Source organism: Pseudaeromonas sp. HNCC25DJ182 (genome assembly GCF_055413365.1).
In genome coordinates this window covers 108,926-126,252 of sequence record NZ_JBVAYG010000010.1, presented here as the reverse complement: position 1 = coordinate 126,252, position 17,327 = coordinate 108,926, and the positions used below count along the sequence as shown (strand labels likewise).

Below are 17,327 nucleotides of genomic sequence, written 5' to 3'. Positions count from 1 at the left end.
GATGCCGGGGTCTGGTGATGTTCCTCGTACAGCGAGACCATTTGGCACCGAGCTGTATTAATATACAGTTATTTCGGCTGAGTGGTGATTTTTTTTCCGGGAGCCCTACGATTTTGCGAGTTCGAGAGGATAATCGATCCAGCTTTTGACCTAGGTATGCATTTTTCCAAGTCTTTCATCGCACTAGCATCTATTTTTAGGAGCGTGCAGCCTACGAGTTATGGTGTCATAAGCCTTGAGTCCTCCACCGTTCTCATGGTTGTGGCATGACCGCTTTTTATGGAGAGCCTGGGTGTTGTTGATCACGACACTCAATTCCCGGTCAGGAAAGGCAGACTGATATGAGTGATATGGTTTTAATCTCGACCTTGGCGGATGGCATGCTCAGTGCCGCGTTACTGGTGCTGTGGCTGGTGCAGCGTGAGGAACGTCATGCCCTGTATTGGGGACTGGGGCAGTTGTCGTTGGGGATCCTGACGGTGATCTGGTATTGGCAGCAACAGGGTGTGGTTGCTCCCTGGATCCCCTGGAGCCTGCGCGTCTCCCTGAGTCTGGGGCTGTTGTTTTATATTCAGGGAACTCTGTACGCTACCGGCCGCTGGATGTCATGGCGCACGGTACGCTGGAGCTTTGTCGCTCTGTTGGCATTCTTCGCCATCGGTGCCCAGCTCATTCCCGGTACCATCCAGCTGGTTGCGGTCTTGATGCTGGCCAGTTGTTTGCTCTGGGCCGGTTACCAATTGGCACGAGGCCCTGGCACCTACCGCGTGGTCGGTGCCATGCTGGCGATCCGCGGTCTCTTGAACCTGGCATTCGCGTTCCGGTTGCAAGACCCCGACATCTTGCCGGCACTCTACGGGGTGGCCTTTGCGGTAAAAACCGCCTCCATGCTGGGCCTGCTCTATGTCGTGCAACACGAGGCACGGCAACGTTTCCCCAATGCCATGCGCTTTTTGGCCGAAGGGATCTGGGTTCACGATCGTCAGGGGCGGATCCTGTTTGCCAATCCGGCTTGTGCCTCCTTCTTCGGTTACGACTCGGTAGCCTGTTTCAAAAACCGGAGGGTGCAAGACTTCATGCCGTTTATTACCCAGGACGTGATGTCTCGCTACTACCTGAGGTTGAGTTCGGTGACGGAGCAATTTCCATTGCGCTTCGAACATATCTGCCGCAACCGGCTCGGGCAGAGCTTTCCGTTCGAGGCGCTGGTTAGCCCTTACTGGCAAGGTGGGCAACTGTTTTTCCTGTCGCAGTTGCGCAATATCGAAGAGCGCAAACGTCAGGAGCAGCTGCTGCAGCTGGCCGCCAATGTGGACGATGTGACCGAGTTGGCCAGCCGGTATGCCCTCAACGAGCAGCTGCGAACCTTGTTGCGCCATGATGCCGAGCCCGTGGCGTGCGCGCTGATCTTCATGGATTTGGACCATTTCAAACGCATCAACGACAGTCTGGGCCATATGCTGGGGGATCAGCTATTGCATGCGGTGGCCGAACGCCTGCGACAACTGGTGACCCCGGCCATTTGTGTGGCCCGCTTTGGTGGCGATGAGTTTGTTGTCATGTTGACGGATACCAGTGCCGAGCGGGCTCGCGAGGAGGGGCTGGTGCTGGCTGGACAGATCCATGAGGCGTTCCGTCGCCCCTTCTCGTTAGGTGCCATGGAGGTGGTGGTCACCATCAGCACCGGGATGGCGGTTTACCCGACTCAGGCGCAGGATGCCGACATGCTGCTGCGCTACGCCGATAGTGCCATGTATGCCGCCAAGCGAGCCGGGCGCAATCAGCATTGTTTGTTCGATGCCTCTCTGGCTCGTGCCGTGCAGGACAGCCTGAGCATCGATATGGCGTTGCGTCAGGCTCTGGACAGTAATGAGTTCTCTCTGGTCTATCAGCCGATCATCGATGTCTGGAGCGGGCAGTGGTGCAAGGTGGAGGCCCTGGTGCGCTGGCACAGTCCCAGTTTGGGATTGGTCTCTCCGGATCGCTTTATTCCGGTGGCAGAAGAGAGTGGTCTGATCGTGCCGCTGGGGCTCTGGATCCTGCGGGAAGCCTGCCGCCAACTCGGGGTCTGGCAGCGAGGGGCGGATGCCACGCTGGCCCAGGTCAGAATGAGCGTCAACGTGGCGGCCTGGCAGTTGGCGGATGGCAATTTTATCCGCGATGTGGAGCAAGCCCTGCAGGATGCCGGAATATCCGCCTCCAGTCTGGAGCTGGAGTTGACCGAACGGACCCTGATCGAGGAGGATCCGGTCATCAGTACCTCGCTCGAGGCATTGCGGCAGATGGGTGTCAAACTGGCGCTGGATGATTTCGGTACCGGCTACTCCTCCCTCAACTACTTAAGCCGCTTCCGGCTCGACGCCCTGAAAATCGACCGCTCCTTTATCATCGAACTGGAAACGAATCAGCGTTGCCGCGATTTGACGCGACATATCATCGGTATGGGCAAGACATTGGGACTGGTGCTGGTGGCCGAAGGGGTGGAAACCCAGGCGCAGGCCGATCTGCTGAGCCAGTTTGGTTGTGAGCAACTGCAGGGCTATCTCTTCTCCCGACCGCTGGCGGCAGCCGAGCTGGGACGGCAATTGGAGCTGAGTCACGGGTAAAGGGTGCTGGCCCCTTTACCCGGATGACGGCAATTATTTGCGGCGATTCTGTTTGGCCATCCGGCGCAGCAGGGCATCGGCGACATCGGCCGGATCCTCAATCACGCCAATGGCTTCCGGCAGTGGGAACACGGCTACCGCCAGTCCATCCTCTTCCATGCCCTTGACCCAGCGATCGAGCCAGGTCTTGAGAGGCACCGCATAGGGTTCACACTTGGACCACTCCTCCGCCGCCCAGGCTTGGGCATAATCCGGGTGTGACCATACCGGGATGCAATCTTCCTCATCGGCGGTCAGCAGCATGCAGCCCTGTTCATCCTTGAGGATCCACAACTCCCCCTGGGCGACAACCTGCTGGATGAAATGGTCATAGCGCTGGTCGGCATCCAGTGCCACCGTGCTCTGATACTGTTCCTGGGTTAACGGGTCACTCATAGGGGCCTCGCAGCTGTATGGAATCAAAAAAAGAGAGGGTTATGCCGGATCCTGGTCGAGCTGCTCGAGCTTTTCCACCAAGGTTTCTGCCAGTTCGCTGGCGTCTTCGACGATGCCGGTTTCATCGGGCAGGGGGAAGACGGCGACGGCAATATTATCCTGTTCCAGTCCTTCGGCCCAGCGCTCCAGAAACACCTCCAGGGTGATGGATTGCAGCTCGTAACTGGCCAGCTCATCCTTGATCCAGGTTTGAGCATACTCCGGATGGGGCCACAGTGGCAGACACACGTCGCCTTCACTCTCCAGCAGCAAGAGCCCTTTGTCGCCCTTTAGCACCCAAAGCAATTGGTGCTGGGCGACCTTGGCAATGAAGTGGTCATAGCGATAATCCGCATTGAGTTGCAAGGCGGCGTTGCGTTCGGTGTCGCTCAGTTCGTAGCTCATAAGGGCCCCATGGGTCGGCTAAAAGAAAAGCGCCTCGGTAGGGTCTGGCGCGAATGGCGGACATGATCCCATCTTGCGCCGCGCTTGTCCAAGTTTGGCGCGCGAAGCTTCTCTCATATCGGATGACGCATACCGTACCGGTGGCTAACTAGCCGATTCCAATGATGTGCCATCGACAAGGAAGCACAGGCTGATACGCCGTGAACTCCTCCATCGGGGGCTCACCACGGCAGCCCTGGTGCGGTGGGTCAACTTAGTGCTACCCCGTCGCTGCAGTGAGTGTTCGACTATTCGGAACAGCGAATTAGTTGAGTGCTTTTCGGAGACAGTGGCCCATGAATCAAGGTGACGCAAGAAGCTTCAAATGGAGTTTATTTTGTGTGTGGCCATGATGTTCAACACATATCCCATCTTAATTAATATATGTATCACTATGAAAAATATGTGTTTTATTGGCGGTGTATTCATTATTTAGCATTTAATTTTACAGGTCGGACCTGATTGGATTCATTTTTGGCGATGGATAGTATTGGATATATACAGGCCATGAATGCGGATGATAAATATATCCCCAAGATGTTGTTATGTTCTCGTTAATTTATTGATATAAAAAGGAAATTCTAATATTCTCCGTCTCCATCTAGAGCATATGTTCAGTGCTTACATTAAGTAACATTAATATTGTTTGCCAATGCCCAAGCTCATGATTAAAATCCGGCCGCTCAATTTTTGAGCGTACAAAATTTGTGGATATTAGAATGGATAGTGCAATGCTGTTGCCTGCGGAAAAAAATGGTCATGTGAATCCATCTCGGGTGGCTATATTGTTATCTCGTCTGAAGTTCGGGGCGAAGATGAATGTTTTGATGGGGCTTATGTTGTTGTTAAGTCTCGGCGGTGCATTATTCAATGCACTGTCAGCCAAGGATTCGGTGAGTGAGGCCCTGGAGTCGGGCCTGCAAAGTCAGGTGGAAAGTTATGCCGGGATCTTGGGCGATCTGAACAGCCGTATGGATGATCAGCAGTTCCAGCGCGAGGCTCGTGCCTTGCTGGGTAAGGCTCGCTGGGGCGAGGGCCAGAGTGGTTATCTTTTCCTGGCCGATAAGCAGGGGCGCATGGTGGTGTTTCCACCCAAGCCGGAAAATGAAGGTAAGCCGGTTGCTCCGACCCGGGTCAATGAAACCGGGCGCGATATTTCAGATTCCTTTATGGAGGTCATTCGTACTCAGCAGCCGACGTTTATCCACTATGACTTTCAAAAACCCGGCAGCAGCCAGGTGCAAGGCAAGTCGACCTACCTGGTGCCGGTTGGCGAGTATGTGCTGGGGTCTGGTATCTATCTGGACAGTGCCGATGCCGCCTTTTCCGCCTACATGTGGAATAGTACCGAATGCGTACTGTTCACCATGCTGGCCCTGGTGCTGGTGGTCAAGCTGATTGCCAATACCATCCGCCTGCAAGTTCGTCTCTCGCTGCAAGGGCTGCAACGCATCTCGGAACGGGTGCTGGATCGCCAGGTTCCAATCTGGGGACAAGATGAATTTGCATCGATCAATCGCGAGCTGGAACAGACGCGCACCAATCTGGCGGAGCTGCTGTTCCTGCAACGTGGCAGTGCGGAAACATTGGCTGCAGCCTCGATTCAGATGAACACGGGAGTGCAGCAAGTCTCCCAGGCGGTCCATGAGCAACACGGCCATTTGAACGAATTGGCTTCCGCCATGGAAGAGATGAGCGCCTCGATCCGTGATGTGGCCAGTCAGTCCCAGCACTGTGCGCTGGAGACCCGGGAAGCGGATCTCTGTGCCCGAAGCGGAGAGCAGGAGATCAACAAGGCGATTGGCTCGTTGCAGGAGTTGTGTCAGGAGCTGATTCACAGCGCCGATGTCATTGATGAGGTGGAGCAAAAGGTCCAGGTGATCAATCAGGTGGTCGATACCATCAATGGCATCTCGGATCAGACCAACCTGCTGGCGCTCAATGCGGCCATTGAGGCAGCCCGGGCGGGTAGCCATGGCCGTGGATTTGCTGTGGTGGCTGATGAAGTGCGGCAATTGGCGGGACGAACCCAACTGGCAACCAAAGAGATTGCCAGCATGATCGAGGCGCTGCGGCAGAACACCCAGCATGCGGTGTCGCGGATGGGGCGTTCGGTTACCCAGGCCGAGGCCGCGATGGCCGAGGCCCACAGCGCCGAAGCCGCTTTCTCTCGAATTGCCAGCCAGACCAACCAGCTGAGCGAGCGAACGGATATGATTGCGACCGCAGCCGAGCAGCAAAGCCAGGTTGCCCAGCAGGTGACGGGCGCCTTGATCCATATCCGGGAGGCCGTAGAAGAAACCGGACAAGTGCTGGGTGAACTGACGGTGGCTAGCCACTCACTCTCCAGCGAGGCCCATGGTTTGGAGCAGGAAGTGAACCGTTACCGCTTGCCGGCTTGAGCCGGAAGCGAATCATAAATGCAAAAACGCGCCGAATGGCGCGTTTTTATTAGGATGCGTCTCCCGATCCCCATTGGGTTTCGCTTGTCGGTCAGATGGCCGGAGCCTCGGTCAAGTCGATGACTTGTGGGTTGGCGACCGCCGGATCGACGCTGATCCCCAGCTGGCTGCTGCCGATGGTCGGGATGAAATCGCTGCTACCGCTGTCGACCACTTCGTCTTCGCCGGCGTTGCAGACCAGTTGCAGGTCATAATGCCCAGCGTTGACGTAGTCGAGGCGATAACTGGCCGGGGTGGTGTCGGTGGCGGGTTGCAGCAGACTGGTGAGCACGGGGCCACCGCTGGCGACCTCGCTGTTGAGTCCCAGGTAGGCAAGATCACTGCCGTCCCGGGCGGGATAGAGATAGACCCCGGCATGGTCGAGGTTACCATCGCACAGGCTGGCGCTGACCTGGCCCTGCAGGGTGGTCAGAGTCGCGACTTCCAGCAAGCTGACACCATTGGGTTTGAGCTTGTAGTAGTTGCCATGGCCGGGTAATACCATGGCGTGGCGCAGATTGAACTCCAGCTGGAAGCTGGCCACCCCATCGGCTGGCGCATTGAAACCGTGTAGTTTCAGCTCACTACTGGGGACTTCCAGCGGTAGGGTGTTGCCTGCATCGTCCAGCACATAGGAGCTGGGATGGGAGGCAGGGCCATCCAGCGTCTCGCTGCGACCATCTTCCACCTGCAGCCGTAACTGCTGGTAATCCCCGGCGCTGATGCTCTGGTTACTCAACAGGGCGAAGCTGTCACCGCTTTGATAGTGCAGCAGATCCAGATAGAGAAAACGCGGGTTGCCATCGCTGTCGGTGGGGATGCTGTAACCGGTCGGCAAGCAGCCATCATCCTTGTCTGTGGGTAGCAGGTCGAGGGGTGACCAGCTGGCCAGCGCGCTGTCATTGCTACCGTTCAGTTGAAGTCCGGCGATGGCGATACAGACTTTCTGTGCGCTATCGACCGGAGCGTCTGAAATTTGTAACGAGAAACTGCTGCTGCCATCCTGGCTACTGTCGCTGCCACCGCAGGCGGCCAGCAGGGACAGTAGGGCAGCACAGGCTAGTTGTTGCTGAGCCATGATCGTTCTCCGTAATGAGTCGGCTGTTTAAGTCTAGCCGACTCTGGAGATTAATCGCCGCGACCGACCACCGGCCGCTTGGGATCGCCGCCCCATTCGCTCCAGGAGCCGTCATACACCGTCAGCTCCTGATAACCGGCGAGCTCTGCGCCCAGCGCCAGAATGCAGGCGGTGACACCGGAGCCGCAACTGAAGATCGGCGCTTGCTGCGCGCCCAATACGGGGGCAAATTCGGCCTGCAACTCGGCGACCGGCTTCATCTTGCCACCCTGCTGCAGTTGACCGAACGGCAGGTTCAAGGCTCCGGGCATATGTCCGGCGCGTAATCCGGGGCGCGGCTCGGGCTCTAAACCGGTGAAGCGGGCGGCACTTCGGGCATCCAGGACCGGCCGACGGCCACTACTCAATTCGGCGGCCACGGTATCGGCATCGCAGAACAGACCGGGTTGCAGCCGGGCAACAAAATTACCACGTGCACCGGCATAGGCCGTTTCCGGCTCCACGCTCAGGCCCGCCGCTTGCCAGGCGGGCAGGCCGCCATCCAGCACCGCGACCCGGGTATGGCCCATGGCGCGGAACATCCACCAGGCACGGGGTGCCGAGAAGATACCGAGCCGGTCATAGACCACGATGAGGCTGCTGGCCTGGATGCCCAAAGCCTGTACCTCGCGGCTGAACAGCTCGGGGCTGGGCAGCATGTGGGGCAGGTCGGTATCGGGGGCACAGATTTTTTTGTCGAAATCGAAGCGGCGGGCACCCGGGATCTGCACCACGGGCGCAGTACTGGCCGGTGCCGAAGGCGGTTGCATATGGGCGTCCAGCACCACCAGATCCGGGTGGCCGAGGTGTGCCGCCAGCCACTCCACAGCGACCAGCGGGGTTGGCAATATCACATCCGTCATCAGAGACTCCTTGTCATGGGGTTGCGGTTCAATGGCCACGTTCCAGCAGCGGCTTGAGGAAACGGGCGGTGTGGGAGGCTTCGCACTGGGCGATCTCCTCGGGGGTGCCGGTGACCAGGATCTGGCCGCCACCGGAGCCGCCCTCCGGCCCCAGGTCCACCACCCAGTCGGCGGTTTTCACCACATCCAGATTGTGCTCTATGATGACGATGGTGTTGCCGTTATCCCGCAGCTGGTGCAGTACCTTTAGCAGTTGCTGGATGTCGTGGAAGTGCAGGCCCGTGGTCGGTTCATCCAGAATATAGAGCGTCTGGCCGGTGTCGCGACGGGAGAGCTCGCGGGAGAGCTTGACCCGCTGCGCCTCGCCGCCGGAGAGGGTGGTCGCCGACTGGCCCAGCGTAATGTAGGAGAGGCCGACATCGATCAGCGTTTGCAGCTTGCGCGCCAGCGCCGGTACGGCATCGAAGAAGGCGCGGGCCTCTTCGACCGTCATCTCCAGCACCTCGTGGATGCTCTTGCCCTTGTATTTCACCTCCAGCGTCTCGCGGTTATAGCGCTTGCCCTTGCAGACATCGCAAGGCACATAGACATCGGGCAGGAAGTGCATCTCGACCTTGATCACGCCGTCGCCCTGACAGGCTTCGCAGCGGCCGCCCTTGACGTTGAAGGAGAAACGGCCCGGCTGGTAGCCCCGGGAGCGAGCCTCCTGGGTGCCGGAAAACAGCTCACGGATCGGCGTAAACAGCCCGGTGTAGGTGGCCGGGTTGGAGCGCGGCGTGCGGCCGATGGGGCTCTGGTCGATATCCACCACCTTGTCCAGATGCTCCAGCCCCTCGATATCCAGATAGGGAGCTGGATGCTCGACCGTGGCACCGTTGAGCTCGCGATGGGCGATGCGGAACAGGGTGTCATTGATCAGGGTCGACTTGCCGGAGCCGGAAACCCCGGTCACACAGCTCATGACGCCAATCGGCAGTGACAGATTAACCTTTTTCAGGTTATTGCCGCTGGCGCCGGTGAGTTTGAGCCACTTGCCGGTCAGCGGGGTGCGCTGGGCCGGAATGGCGATCTGCTTGCGGCCGGAGAGGTAGTCGCCGGTCAGCGAGTTCTCGTTGGCCATGATCTCGCTGGGGGTGCCTTGCGCGACTATGTGACCGCCGTGCACCCCGGCTCCCGGACCTATATCCAGCACATGGTCGGCCATGCGGATGGCGTCTTCGTCGTGCTCCACAACGATGACGGTGTTGCCCAGATCCCGCAGGTGGAACAGGGTCTTGAGCAGTCGCTCGTTGTCACGCTGGTGCAGACCGATACTCGGTTCATCCAGCACATACATGACGCCGACCAGACCGGCGCCGATTTGGCTAGCCAGCCGGATGCGCTGGGCCTCGCCGCCGGAGAGGGTTTCTGCCGAACGGGAGAGGGAGAGATAGTTCAGACCCACGTTGACCAAAAAGCCCAGGCGTTCGTTGATCTCCTTGAGAATTTTCTCGGCGATCTGCGCCTTCTGGCCGGTGAGGGCCAACTGCTGGAAGAAGCTCAGGGCATCGGCGATCGACTTCTCGGCAATCGCCGGCAGATTGGTGCCCTCGATAAAGACGTTGCGCGCCTCCTGTTTCAGGCGGCTGCCCTTGCAGCTGGGGCAGGACTGGTTGGCGATGTATTTGGCCAGCTCTTCGCGCACGCTGTTGGATTCGGTCTCCTTGTAGCGGCGCTCCATATTCGGGATCACCCCCTCGAAGGGATGACGGCGTACCACCACATCGCCGCGATCGTTCATGTAGCGGAATTCGATATCGGTCTGACCGGTGCCATACAGGATGGCGCGTTGCTGATCCTTGGTCAGCTCGGCGAAGGGCGCTTCCAGATCGAAGCCATAATGGTCGCCCACCGCCTTGAGCATCTGGAAGTAATAGAAGCTGCGTTTGTCCCAGCCGCGGATCGCGCCGCCGGCCAGGGACAGCTCGCTATTGCCGACCACCTTCTGCGGATCGAAATATTGCTGCACCCCCAAACCATCGCAGGTCGGGCAGGCCCCGGCCGGATTGTTGAACGAGAAAATGCGCGGCTCCAGCTCGCTGATGGAGTAGCCGCACTCGGGGCAGGCGAAGTTGGCGGAGAACACCATGGGGCTGGCGGCGTCGTTGTCCATCTCCAGCACCGAGACCAGACCGCCGGAGAGGGTCAGCGCGGTCTCGAAGGATTCGGCCAGGCGCAGTTGCAGGTCATCCCGCACCTTGAAGCGATCCACTACCACTTCGATGGTGTGCTTCTTGTGCAGCTCCAGGGACGGCGGATCCGACAGGTCACACACCTCGCCATCGATACGGGCGCGGATATACCCCTGGGCGGCCAGGTTTTCCAGCAGCTGCTTGTGTTCGCCCTTACGGTTGCGCACCACGGGCGCCAGCATCATCATCTTCTGCCCTTCGGGCAGGGCCAGCACCTGATCCACCATCTGGCTGACGGTCTGGGCCGCCAACGGTATATCGTGGTCAGGACAGCGCGGTTCACCGACCCGGGCAAATAGCAGCCGCAGGTAATCGTAGATTTCGGTGATGGTGCCCACGGTCGAACGCGGGTTATGGGATGTCGATTTCTGCTCGATGGAGATGGCGGGAGACAAGCCCTCGATGTGGTCGACATCGGGCTTTTCCATCAAGGAGAGGAACTGGCGCGCGTAGGCGGAGAGGGACTCCACGTAGCGACGCTGGCCTTCGGCATACAGGGTATCGAACGCCAGAGAAGATTTGCCGGAGCCGGAGAGGCCGGTGACGACAATCAACCGATCGCGGGGTAGCGTCAGGCTGATGTTCTTCAGGTTATGGGTGCGAGCACCGCGAACTTCGATCTTGTCCATGGCTGACCTGATAGTAAAACAAGCAATAAACGCCAGTATGGCACAGCAGGCACTGGATGAATAGACAGTTATCGGGCTATTATCCACGAAGCCGATGACTGGAAATCGTGACGGTTGACCATGAACGGAAGTGTGTCACCGGTCGTCAATCCACGATTGGCCGGATGCGAAATCGGGGGCGGGCTGGTAAGATGCGTGCCTATTAACTGGAACGCCAGGTTCAGCCTGGCCATCAATGAATGCGGAGTGAAACTATGGCCAGTCGCGGCGTCAATAAAGTCATCCTGATCGGTAATCTGGGCCAGGACCCGGAAGTGCGTTATATGCCGAACGGCAAGGCGGTGGCCAATATCACGGTTGCTACCTCCGAATCCTGGAAGGATCAGCAAGGCCAGCTGCAAGAGCGTACCGAATGGCACCGTTGCGCCATGTATGCCCGTCTGGCGGAGATTGCCGGTGAATACCTGAAGAAGGGCTCCAAGGTCTATCTGGAAGGTCGCCTGCAGACTCGCGAATGGCAGGATCAGCAAGGCCAGAAGCGCTACACCACCGAAATCATCGTCAATGAAATGCAGATGCTCGATGGTCGCAACGCCGGCGGTGCTGCCAGCATGGGCGCACCAAGCCAGCCACAGGGCCAGCAAGGCAACTGGGGTCGTCCGCAGCAACAGCCTGCCGCCCCAGCTCCGCAAGGTGGTTACGCGCCGCAAGCCGCACCGGCCATGCCAGCGGCGGCCCCTCAAGGCGGTTACCAGCCCCAGAACAACTTCAACCAGGCTCCGACCCAGCCGATGTACAACGAGCCGCCGATGGACTTCGACGACGATATTCCCTTCTGAAGATGACCTAAATATCGCTCTGATCGTGAAAACACCCTGCCTGGCAGGGTGTTTTTGTATGAGTGTTTGCAAACCCAAGCCTAGACGCGGAAACGGTGGGCCAAGTCGCTGAGACGGTGTGCTAGCGCGTTTAGCTCCTTGCAGGCACTGGCGGTCTGGTGGGTTCCTTCCGCCAGTTCGGCGCAGGCGGTATTGATATTGATGATGTTGCGGTTGAGATCTTCGGCCACCGAGTTCTGCTCTTCGGTGGCGGTGGCGATATGGGTATTCATATCGGAAATATCGGCGACCGAGGTGGCGATGAGTTCGATGCTGTGGCCTGCTTGCTCGGCGCGCTGCACGCACAACCCGACCATTTGTTGTCCGGCCTGCGTCGCTTGTACGGCCTCTTTACCCCGTTGTTGCAGGGTGCCGATGATGCTGTTGATCTCCTGAGTCGATTGTTGGGTCCGTTTGGCCAGCGTTCGCACCTCATCGGCGACAACGGCAAAACCACGCCCCTGTTCACCGGCTCGAGCCGCCTCGATGGCGGCGTTGAGGGCCAGCAGGTTGGTCTGATCGGCGATACCGCGGATCACTTCCAAGACCACGCCAATCCGGCTGCTGTCCTGATCCAGCTCCTGCACTACCCGCGTGACCAGCTCTACTTCATTGGCGACCCGCTGGATGGCTTGCAAGGTTTCATTCACCACTCCGCCGCCGGCCACCGCTTCGTGGTTGGCTTGTTGTGCCGCGGTCGCTGCCTGGGTGGTGCTGCGCGCGACTTCATTCACCGTGCTGCTCATCTCGTTCATGGCGGTGGCCAGGTAGGTGATTTCACTCTGCTGGCGTTGCTGACCTTGTGACGATTGTTCGGCGATGGTGCTGACTTCCTCGGCGGCACTGCTGAGCTGTGCGACCGCCGAGGTTAATTCCTGAACCAGGGTGCGCAGATTCTGCTGCATACGGCCAAATGCCCGGGCCAGGGTGCCAATCTCGTCCTCCGAGAAACGGTTGTAGTCCAGATGGCTGGTGAGATCGCCATTGGCGACCAGCTCGGCTTGCTGTAACAACCGTTGCAGCGGGGAGCGGATCAAATTGCCGAGCCCCCAGGCGCAGAAGGCGACCAGCAGCAGCGACGCGCCAATCAGACTCCAGATTAAATAGAGTGCGTTCGCGTAGAGACGGTCCCCTTCGGCGCTGGCGGCATTGGAGTCTTGCTGATAGCCTTCGGCGAGTTGTGCGATGGTTTCTTTCAGGGTCCTGAACTGCTGATCACCAGGGCCGTTCAGTAACTCGGCGGCGGTGGTCAGATCGGCTTGCTGCACCAGGGTGCTCATCTGTTGCTGCTGGGCGACATAGGCTTGCCATTGGTTGGTGAGGGTACTGATCAGCGGGCGCTGTTCCGAGTCCTGATCCTGGTTCTGCAGGGCGTCGACGCTCTTTTCGAGCGCGGCCTGATCCTGTTGCAGTCGCTCGGCATATTTCTGGGTCTCTGCCGCGCTGTGCTGCTCCAGCATGCGCAACTGACGACGGCGAAAATCCGAGAGTTTGACATCGATGCTGTTGACCAGCATCAGACGGGGCAGATGTTTCTCGACGATGACGGTGCTGCTGAAGTTGACCAGATCCAGCTGCTTGATGCTGAACAGCCCCAGCACCAGCACGACCAGAGCCATCAGACTAAAGGTGGCGAGCAATTTTTTGCCAATCGGCAGATTCAGAAAAAATGACATGGTGTTTCCCTACACGGAGTGATGGACCCACTGAGCATAGATCTACCCTGGCCATCAGACGGGGATCCCGCGTAGATTTTGTGGTCAGTCCAAGGTTTTTCGGAAGCGACTGAGGCCGATCAACATCATCACCCCGGTGAATAGCAGCAACGGCCATAGGTCCGGCCAGATATCGCTGAAGCCGTTGCCGCGCAGCATGATGCCGCGGGTGATGCGGATGAAGTGGGTGATGGGCAGCAATTCGCCAATCCATTGCGCCCACTGCGGCATGCCGCGAAATGGAAACATAAAGCCGGAGAGAATGATGGAGGGCAGGAAGAAGAAGAAGGTCATCTGCATGGCCTGGGTCTGGTTGCGGGCCTGGCTGGAGATGGTGATGCCGACCACCAGATTGGCGGCGATGAACAGCATGATGATGAGCAACAGCAGGGGCAGGCTGCCGACGAAGGGCACGGTGAAGAGCCAGTAGGTGGCGCAGAGGATAATGGTCACCTGCAGCAGGCCAATCAGCAGGTAGGGCGCTATCTTGCCTATCATCACCTCCAGCGGGCGGATCGGGGTTGCCAGCAGGTTCTCCATGGTGCCGCGCTCCACCTCGCGGGTGATGCCGAGGGCCGTCATCATGATCATGGTCATGGTGAGAATGACCCCCATCAGCCCCGGAACCGTGTTGTACTGGGTGATGCCTTCCGGATTGTAGCGGCGATGGATGCGCAGCTCGAAGGGGGCGGGTGTCGCGGCCAGACTGGCCAGCGGCCCTTGCAGATCATGCTGCAGTGCGGTTTGACTCAGCAACTGCATGGCATTGATGGCATTGGCGGTGGCGCTGGGATCGGTGGCATCCGCCTCCAGCAGCAGAGTGGGTTCCTGCCCCCGTTGCAGGGCGCGAGAAAAATCGGGCGGTATGGTGATGACGAACTGGGTCTGCCCGCGCGCCAGGCGCTGGCTGGCTTGAGCCGACCCCAGCTCGGTGCTGTCGATGGCAAAGTAATCGGAGAGCCGCAGCGCTGACACCAAGGAGCGGCTGAAGGGACTCTCGTCCTGCACCACCACCAGGGTCGGCAGATGTTTGGGGTCACCATTGATGGCAAAGCCGAACAGCGTCAGTTGCAGCAAGGGAATACCAATCATCATGGCGAAGGTCAGGCGATCCCGCCGCAGCTGGATAAACTCCTTATGGATCATCGCCAACAGGCGCTGAGCGCTGAAGCGAATGTTCATGGCGTGCCTGCCTGGGCAAAATTATCGCTGGCACTCTGCATCAACTGGATAAACAGGTCTTCCAGTTGGGGCGGTATGGGCTGCCACTGGGTATCGGGCTGTTGTTGCCAGGGGGCTATGGCCCGGGCGAGCAGGGCCGGATCTCGGCCACTCAGGTGCAGGGTGTTGCCGAAACGGGTGATGAGCTCGATCCCCGGCTGACCATTCAAGGCCGCAAACAGCGGTTGGGTGGCGCCACTGACCTGCCAGGTGTGCAGACCACTGTTGGCCACTAATTCGTGGGGCGTCCCGCTGGCCAGCAGACGCCCATAGGCGATGTAGCCCAAGCGATGGCAGCGTTCGGCTTCATCCATATAGTGGGTCGAGACCAGCACCGTCATGCCCTCGGCGGCCAGATTATGGATCTCCTCCCAGAAGTCGCGGCGGGCCTTGGGGTCGACACCCGCCGTCGGCTCATCCAGCAACAGCAAGCGGGGTTGGTGCAACATGCAGGCCGCCAGCGCCAGACGCTGTTTCCAGCCGCCGGAGAGACTGCCCGCCAGTTGCTTCTGCCGCGCTGCCAGCCCGAGCCGCTCCAGGGTCTGGCTGACTCGCTGCGGGATGCGGTCCATGCCGTAGATGCGGGCTACAAACTCCAGATTCTCGCGCAGGCTCAGATCCTCGTAGAGGCCGAAGCGTTGGGTCATATAGCCAACCTGCGCCTTGATGGCGGCGCTGTCCCGCACTATGTCATGGCCCAGGGTGCGGCCCGAACCGGCATCTGGAGTCAGCAGACCGCACATCATGCGGATCGAGGTGGTCTTGCCGCTGCCATTGGGACCGAGAAAACCGTAGATCTCGCCCCGCTGCACCTGCATGGAGAGATCATTGACCACGGTTCGCTCGCCATAGCGCTTGGTCAGCCCCTGAACGTCGATGACCGCGGCTTCGCTCATGGTTGTGCTCCGATCGCCACTTCCAGCGGTTGGCCGGGATGCAAGAGCCCGGGGTGGTCCGGTTCGGGGCGAGCCTCCACCAGGAATACCAGCCGGGCCCGGTTTTCCTGGCTGTAGATCACCGGCGGGGTAAATTCGACCTGATTGGCGATATAGCTGACCCGGGCCGGGATCGGCTGTTTGCAGCCATCGCAATACAGGGTGACCGTTTGGCCAACCTGCAGTTGCGGGCGGCTGGCTTCCGGTAGATAGAAGCGCGCTTTGACGCCGTGCTCCGGCAGCAGGCTGAGTACCGGAGCTCCGGCCGGGACCCATTCGCCTGGGCGATAGAGGATCTGCTCCACCCGGGCACTTTGCTGGCTGCGTTGTTGTTTCTGCTGCAGTTGCCAGCGTTGCTGATCCAGCTCGGCTTGCGCGGCGGCGACCGCTTGTTGCGCCGCCTGGCGCTGATCGTCCCGGGCGGCCAGCCGCGCGACGCGCAATTGCGCATCCAGCGCCTGCCGATTGCCCTGTTCGAGCTGCCAGCGGGCGCGATAACTATCCAGAGTCGCCACGCTGACCACGCCCTGCCGGGCCAGCTGTTGTTGCCGCAGCAGGTCTCGGTGGGCCAAGGCTTCGCTGGCGCGGGTGGCGGCCAGTTGGGCTTCGAGCACCGCCAGCTCATCCCGGCGCTGGCCCTTATCCAGGTCGGCTAGTTGCGCCTGACTCTGTTGCAGCCGCGCGCTGGCAGCCTCAACCGCGGCTTGCTCCGGCTCGGACTCCAGGGTGAAGAGTAAGGCTCCGGCGGTGAGCCGATCCCCTTCTCGTACCGGCAAGGCTTGCAGTCGCCCGCCCGAGGGTGCCGCGACGCGCACATACTCTCCCTCGACATAACCGGGCAGGCGGCCGTTTTCGGCGTCGCAGCCACCGAGCAGCACCGTCAGAATGGGCAGGATCAGGATTGCGGGGCGCATGCGCTGGACTCCTCATGATGCTGACGCAGGGCCTGCAAACCGGCCCAGCTGAATTCGGTGATATGGTCGGCAATCTGCTGCAGTCCGGCCTCGTCCAGGCTGCGCTCCGGCGTCAGGCGGGCAATCATGGGTCGTCCGGTCATGTAGAAAATGCACTGGCCAAACAGGCTGTACAGACTCATGGCCACCACAGGCGCCGGCACCTGAGGGCCTAATAGTCGCGTCAGTACCTCCAGGCCGAGTTGAAACTGGGTGGAGGCAAAGCGGGTAAACATCAGCTCGAAAGCGGCGGTGGGAGCCATCATTTCGCGCAGTAACAAGGGGCCGATCCGGCTGGGATTTTCCGGATCCACCATCCGGTGCAACAGGGCATTGACGAGCCACCGCAGTTGCGCCTGAGGAGGGAGGTCCGACGGCCCCTGCAGCGGTTGGCGGGCAATGGCCAGTTCGGCATGTTGGCTGAGCACCGCCTGATAGAGCCCCTCCTTGCTGCCAAAGTGGTAGTTGATGGCAGAAAGACCCAGTCCGGCGTTGCGGGTGATGGTCTGGACTCGGGCGGCTTGAAATCCCATGGCCAGAAACTCCTCGGTGGCGGCTTGCAGCAGGGCCTGGCGACTCTCTTCACCATTGCTGTTCTTGTTGGGGACCAGAGGGCGATCAAACATGGGATGTTGCCGAGGCAATGGGTTATGGAAATAGTTTATGAAAAACATTTTCCATAAACAACCCGATGAGCGAAAATTGAGCCGTTAGGTGTGATGCTGTTGGGGCTAAAGCATACACCGAGACGGATCTGCTGGCGCGGCGGTCGTCGATGCAGCGTTTCTGCCACGGTATCGGCTCTGCCGATGCGATGTCA

The 17,327-nt window shown here is 59.5% G+C and carries 13 protein-coding genes; 3 read left to right on the top strand and 10 right to left on the bottom strand.

Features of this window, described 5'->3' with window-relative positions; genetic code table 11:
- Positions 1 to 341: 341 nt before the first annotated feature.
- Positions 342 to 2,606 (top strand): putative bifunctional diguanylate cyclase/phosphodiesterase, encoded by a 2,265-nt coding sequence (locus ACZYUB_RS10095; protein ID WP_463947577.1) that lies wholly within the window; start codon positions 342 to 344, stop codon positions 2,604 to 2,606.
- A gap of 33 nt (positions 2,607 to 2,639) precedes the next feature.
- On the opposite strand, the gene ACZYUB_RS10090 is transcribed toward ACZYUB_RS10095, so the two are convergent.
- Entirely contained in the window at positions 2,640 to 3,041 is a 402-nt protein-coding gene (locus tag ACZYUB_RS10090) for a DUF2750 domain-containing protein (RefSeq protein ID WP_460883377.1), read from the bottom strand.
- Positions 3,042 to 3,080: 39 nt separating this feature from the next.
- On the bottom strand, positions 3,081 to 3,485 hold the full coding sequence (locus tag ACZYUB_RS10085; RefSeq protein ID WP_463947575.1) for a DUF2750 domain-containing protein: 405 nt from the start codon (positions 3,483 to 3,485) through the stop codon (positions 3,081 to 3,083).
- Positions 3,486 to 4,243: 758 nt separating this feature from the next.
- Between ACZYUB_RS10085 and ACZYUB_RS10080 the strand changes: the two genes are divergently transcribed.
- A complete protein-coding gene (locus ACZYUB_RS10080) occupies positions 4,244 to 5,926 on the top strand; it encodes a methyl-accepting chemotaxis protein (RefSeq protein WP_463947574.1) in 1,683 nt (560 codons plus the stop codon).
- Between the two features lie 91 nt (positions 5,927 to 6,017).
- On the opposite strand, the gene ACZYUB_RS10075 is transcribed toward ACZYUB_RS10080, so the two are convergent.
- Genes ACZYUB_RS10075 through uvrA form a run of 3 tightly spaced genes read right to left on the bottom strand, consistent with a single transcriptional unit; the run spans position 6,018 to position 10,805 of the window.
- Positions 6,018 to 7,043, bottom strand: a complete 1,026-nt coding sequence (locus tag ACZYUB_RS10075; RefSeq protein ID WP_463947573.1) for a DUF4382 domain-containing protein — start codon at positions 7,041 to 7,043, stop codon at positions 6,018 to 6,020.
- 50 nt (positions 7,044 to 7,093) lie between these two features.
- Positions 7,094 to 7,945, bottom strand: coding sequence for a sulfurtransferase (locus ACZYUB_RS10070; RefSeq protein WP_463947572.1), 852 nt, complete (start codon positions 7,943 to 7,945; stop codon positions 7,094 to 7,096).
- 28 nt (positions 7,946 to 7,973) lie between these two features.
- Positions 7,974 to 10,805 (bottom strand): excinuclease ABC subunit UvrA, encoded by a 2,832-nt coding sequence (gene uvrA, locus ACZYUB_RS10065; RefSeq protein WP_463947571.1) that lies wholly within the window; start codon positions 10,803 to 10,805, stop codon positions 7,974 to 7,976.
- A gap of 254 nt (positions 10,806 to 11,059) precedes the next feature.
- Here uvrA and ssb point away from each other — a divergent pair, with 254 nt between their 5' ends.
- Positions 11,060 to 11,644 carry a single-stranded DNA-binding protein gene (ssb, locus tag ACZYUB_RS10060; protein WP_463947570.1) on the top strand — a complete coding sequence of 195 codons (585 nt, stop codon included), beginning with the start codon at positions 11,060 to 11,062 and terminating at the stop codon, positions 11,642 to 11,644.
- A gap of 80 nt (positions 11,645 to 11,724) precedes the next feature.
- Here the strand turns inward: ssb and ACZYUB_RS10055 are convergent, their stop codons facing one another.
- The 5 genes from ACZYUB_RS10055 to ACZYUB_RS10035 all read right to left on the bottom strand — a co-directional run bounded on the left by ACZYUB_RS10055 (position 11,725) and on the right by ACZYUB_RS10035 (position 17,133).
- A complete protein-coding gene (locus ACZYUB_RS10055; RefSeq protein ID WP_463947569.1) occupies positions 11,725 to 13,359 on the bottom strand; it encodes a methyl-accepting chemotaxis protein in 1,635 nt (544 codons plus the stop codon).
- An 84-nt stretch (positions 13,360 to 13,443) separates the two neighbouring features.
- A complete protein-coding gene (locus ACZYUB_RS10050; RefSeq protein ID WP_463947567.1) occupies positions 13,444 to 14,580 on the bottom strand; it encodes an ABC transporter permease in 1,137 nt (378 codons plus the stop codon).
- Positions 14,577 to 15,515 (bottom strand): ABC transporter ATP-binding protein, encoded by a 939-nt coding sequence (locus ACZYUB_RS10045; RefSeq protein ID WP_463947565.1) that lies wholly within the window; start codon positions 15,513 to 15,515, stop codon positions 14,577 to 14,579. The genes ACZYUB_RS10050 and ACZYUB_RS10045 overlap by 4 nt, the downstream gene beginning before the upstream one ends.
- On the bottom strand, positions 15,512 to 16,468 hold the full coding sequence (locus tag ACZYUB_RS10040) for an HlyD family secretion protein (protein ID WP_463947563.1): 957 nt from the start codon (positions 16,466 to 16,468) through the stop codon (positions 15,512 to 15,514). Before ACZYUB_RS10040 ends, ACZYUB_RS10045 begins: the two co-directional genes overlap by 4 nt.
- The gene (locus tag ACZYUB_RS10035; RefSeq protein ID WP_463947561.1) at positions 16,450 to 17,133 is read right to left on the bottom strand and encodes a CerR family C-terminal domain-containing protein; all 684 of its coding nucleotides are present in this window, start codon (positions 17,131 to 17,133) and stop codon (positions 16,450 to 16,452) included. Before ACZYUB_RS10035 ends, ACZYUB_RS10040 begins: the two co-directional genes overlap by 19 nt.
- Positions 17,134 to 17,327: the final 194 nt, after the last annotated feature.

What these genes read in the sequence shown, in the direction of transcription:
- ssb (WP_463947570.1), top strand. Translation starts at nt 11,060, where the DNA reads ATGGCCAGTCGCGGCGTCAATAAAGTCATCCTGATCGGTAATCTGGGC.
- ACZYUB_RS10050 (WP_463947567.1), bottom strand. Translation starts at nt 14,580, where the DNA reads ATGAACATTCGCTTCAGCGCTCAGCGCCTGTTGGCGATGATCCATAAG.
- ACZYUB_RS10035 (WP_463947561.1), bottom strand. Translation starts at nt 17,133, where the DNA reads ATGTTTGATCGCCCTCTGGTCCCCAACAAGAACAGCAATGGTGAAGAG.
- ACZYUB_RS10040 (WP_463947563.1), bottom strand. Translation starts at nt 16,468, where the DNA reads ATGCGCCCCGCAATCCTGATCCTGCCCATTCTGACGGTGCTGCTCGGT.
- ACZYUB_RS10080 (WP_463947574.1), top strand. Translation starts at nt 4,244, where the DNA reads ATGGATAGTGCAATGCTGTTGCCTGCGGAAAAAAATGGTCATGTGAAT.
- ACZYUB_RS10095 (WP_463947577.1), top strand. Translation starts at nt 342, where the DNA reads ATGAGTGATATGGTTTTAATCTCGACCTTGGCGGATGGCATGCTCAGT.
- ACZYUB_RS10055 (WP_463947569.1), bottom strand. Translation starts at nt 13,359, where the DNA reads ATGTCATTTTTTCTGAATCTGCCGATTGGCAAAAAATTGCTCGCCACC.
- ACZYUB_RS10045 (WP_463947565.1), bottom strand. Translation starts at nt 15,515, where the DNA reads ATGAGCGAAGCCGCGGTCATCGACGTTCAGGGGCTGACCAAGCGCTAT.
- ACZYUB_RS10090 (WP_460883377.1), bottom strand. Translation starts at nt 3,041, where the DNA reads ATGAGTGACCCGTTAACCCAGGAACAGTATCAGAGCACGGTGGCACTG.
- ACZYUB_RS10070 (WP_463947572.1), bottom strand. Translation starts at nt 7,945, where the DNA reads ATGACGGATGTGATATTGCCAACCCCGCTGGTCGCTGTGGAGTGGCTG.
- ACZYUB_RS10075 (WP_463947573.1), bottom strand. Translation starts at nt 7,043, where the DNA reads ATGGCTCAGCAACAACTAGCCTGTGCTGCCCTACTGTCCCTGCTGGCC.
- ACZYUB_RS10085 (WP_463947575.1), bottom strand. Translation starts at nt 3,485, where the DNA reads ATGAGCTACGAACTGAGCGACACCGAACGCAACGCCGCCTTGCAACTC.
- uvrA (WP_463947571.1), bottom strand. Translation starts at nt 10,805, where the DNA reads ATGGACAAGATCGAAGTTCGCGGTGCTCGCACCCATAACCTGAAGAAC.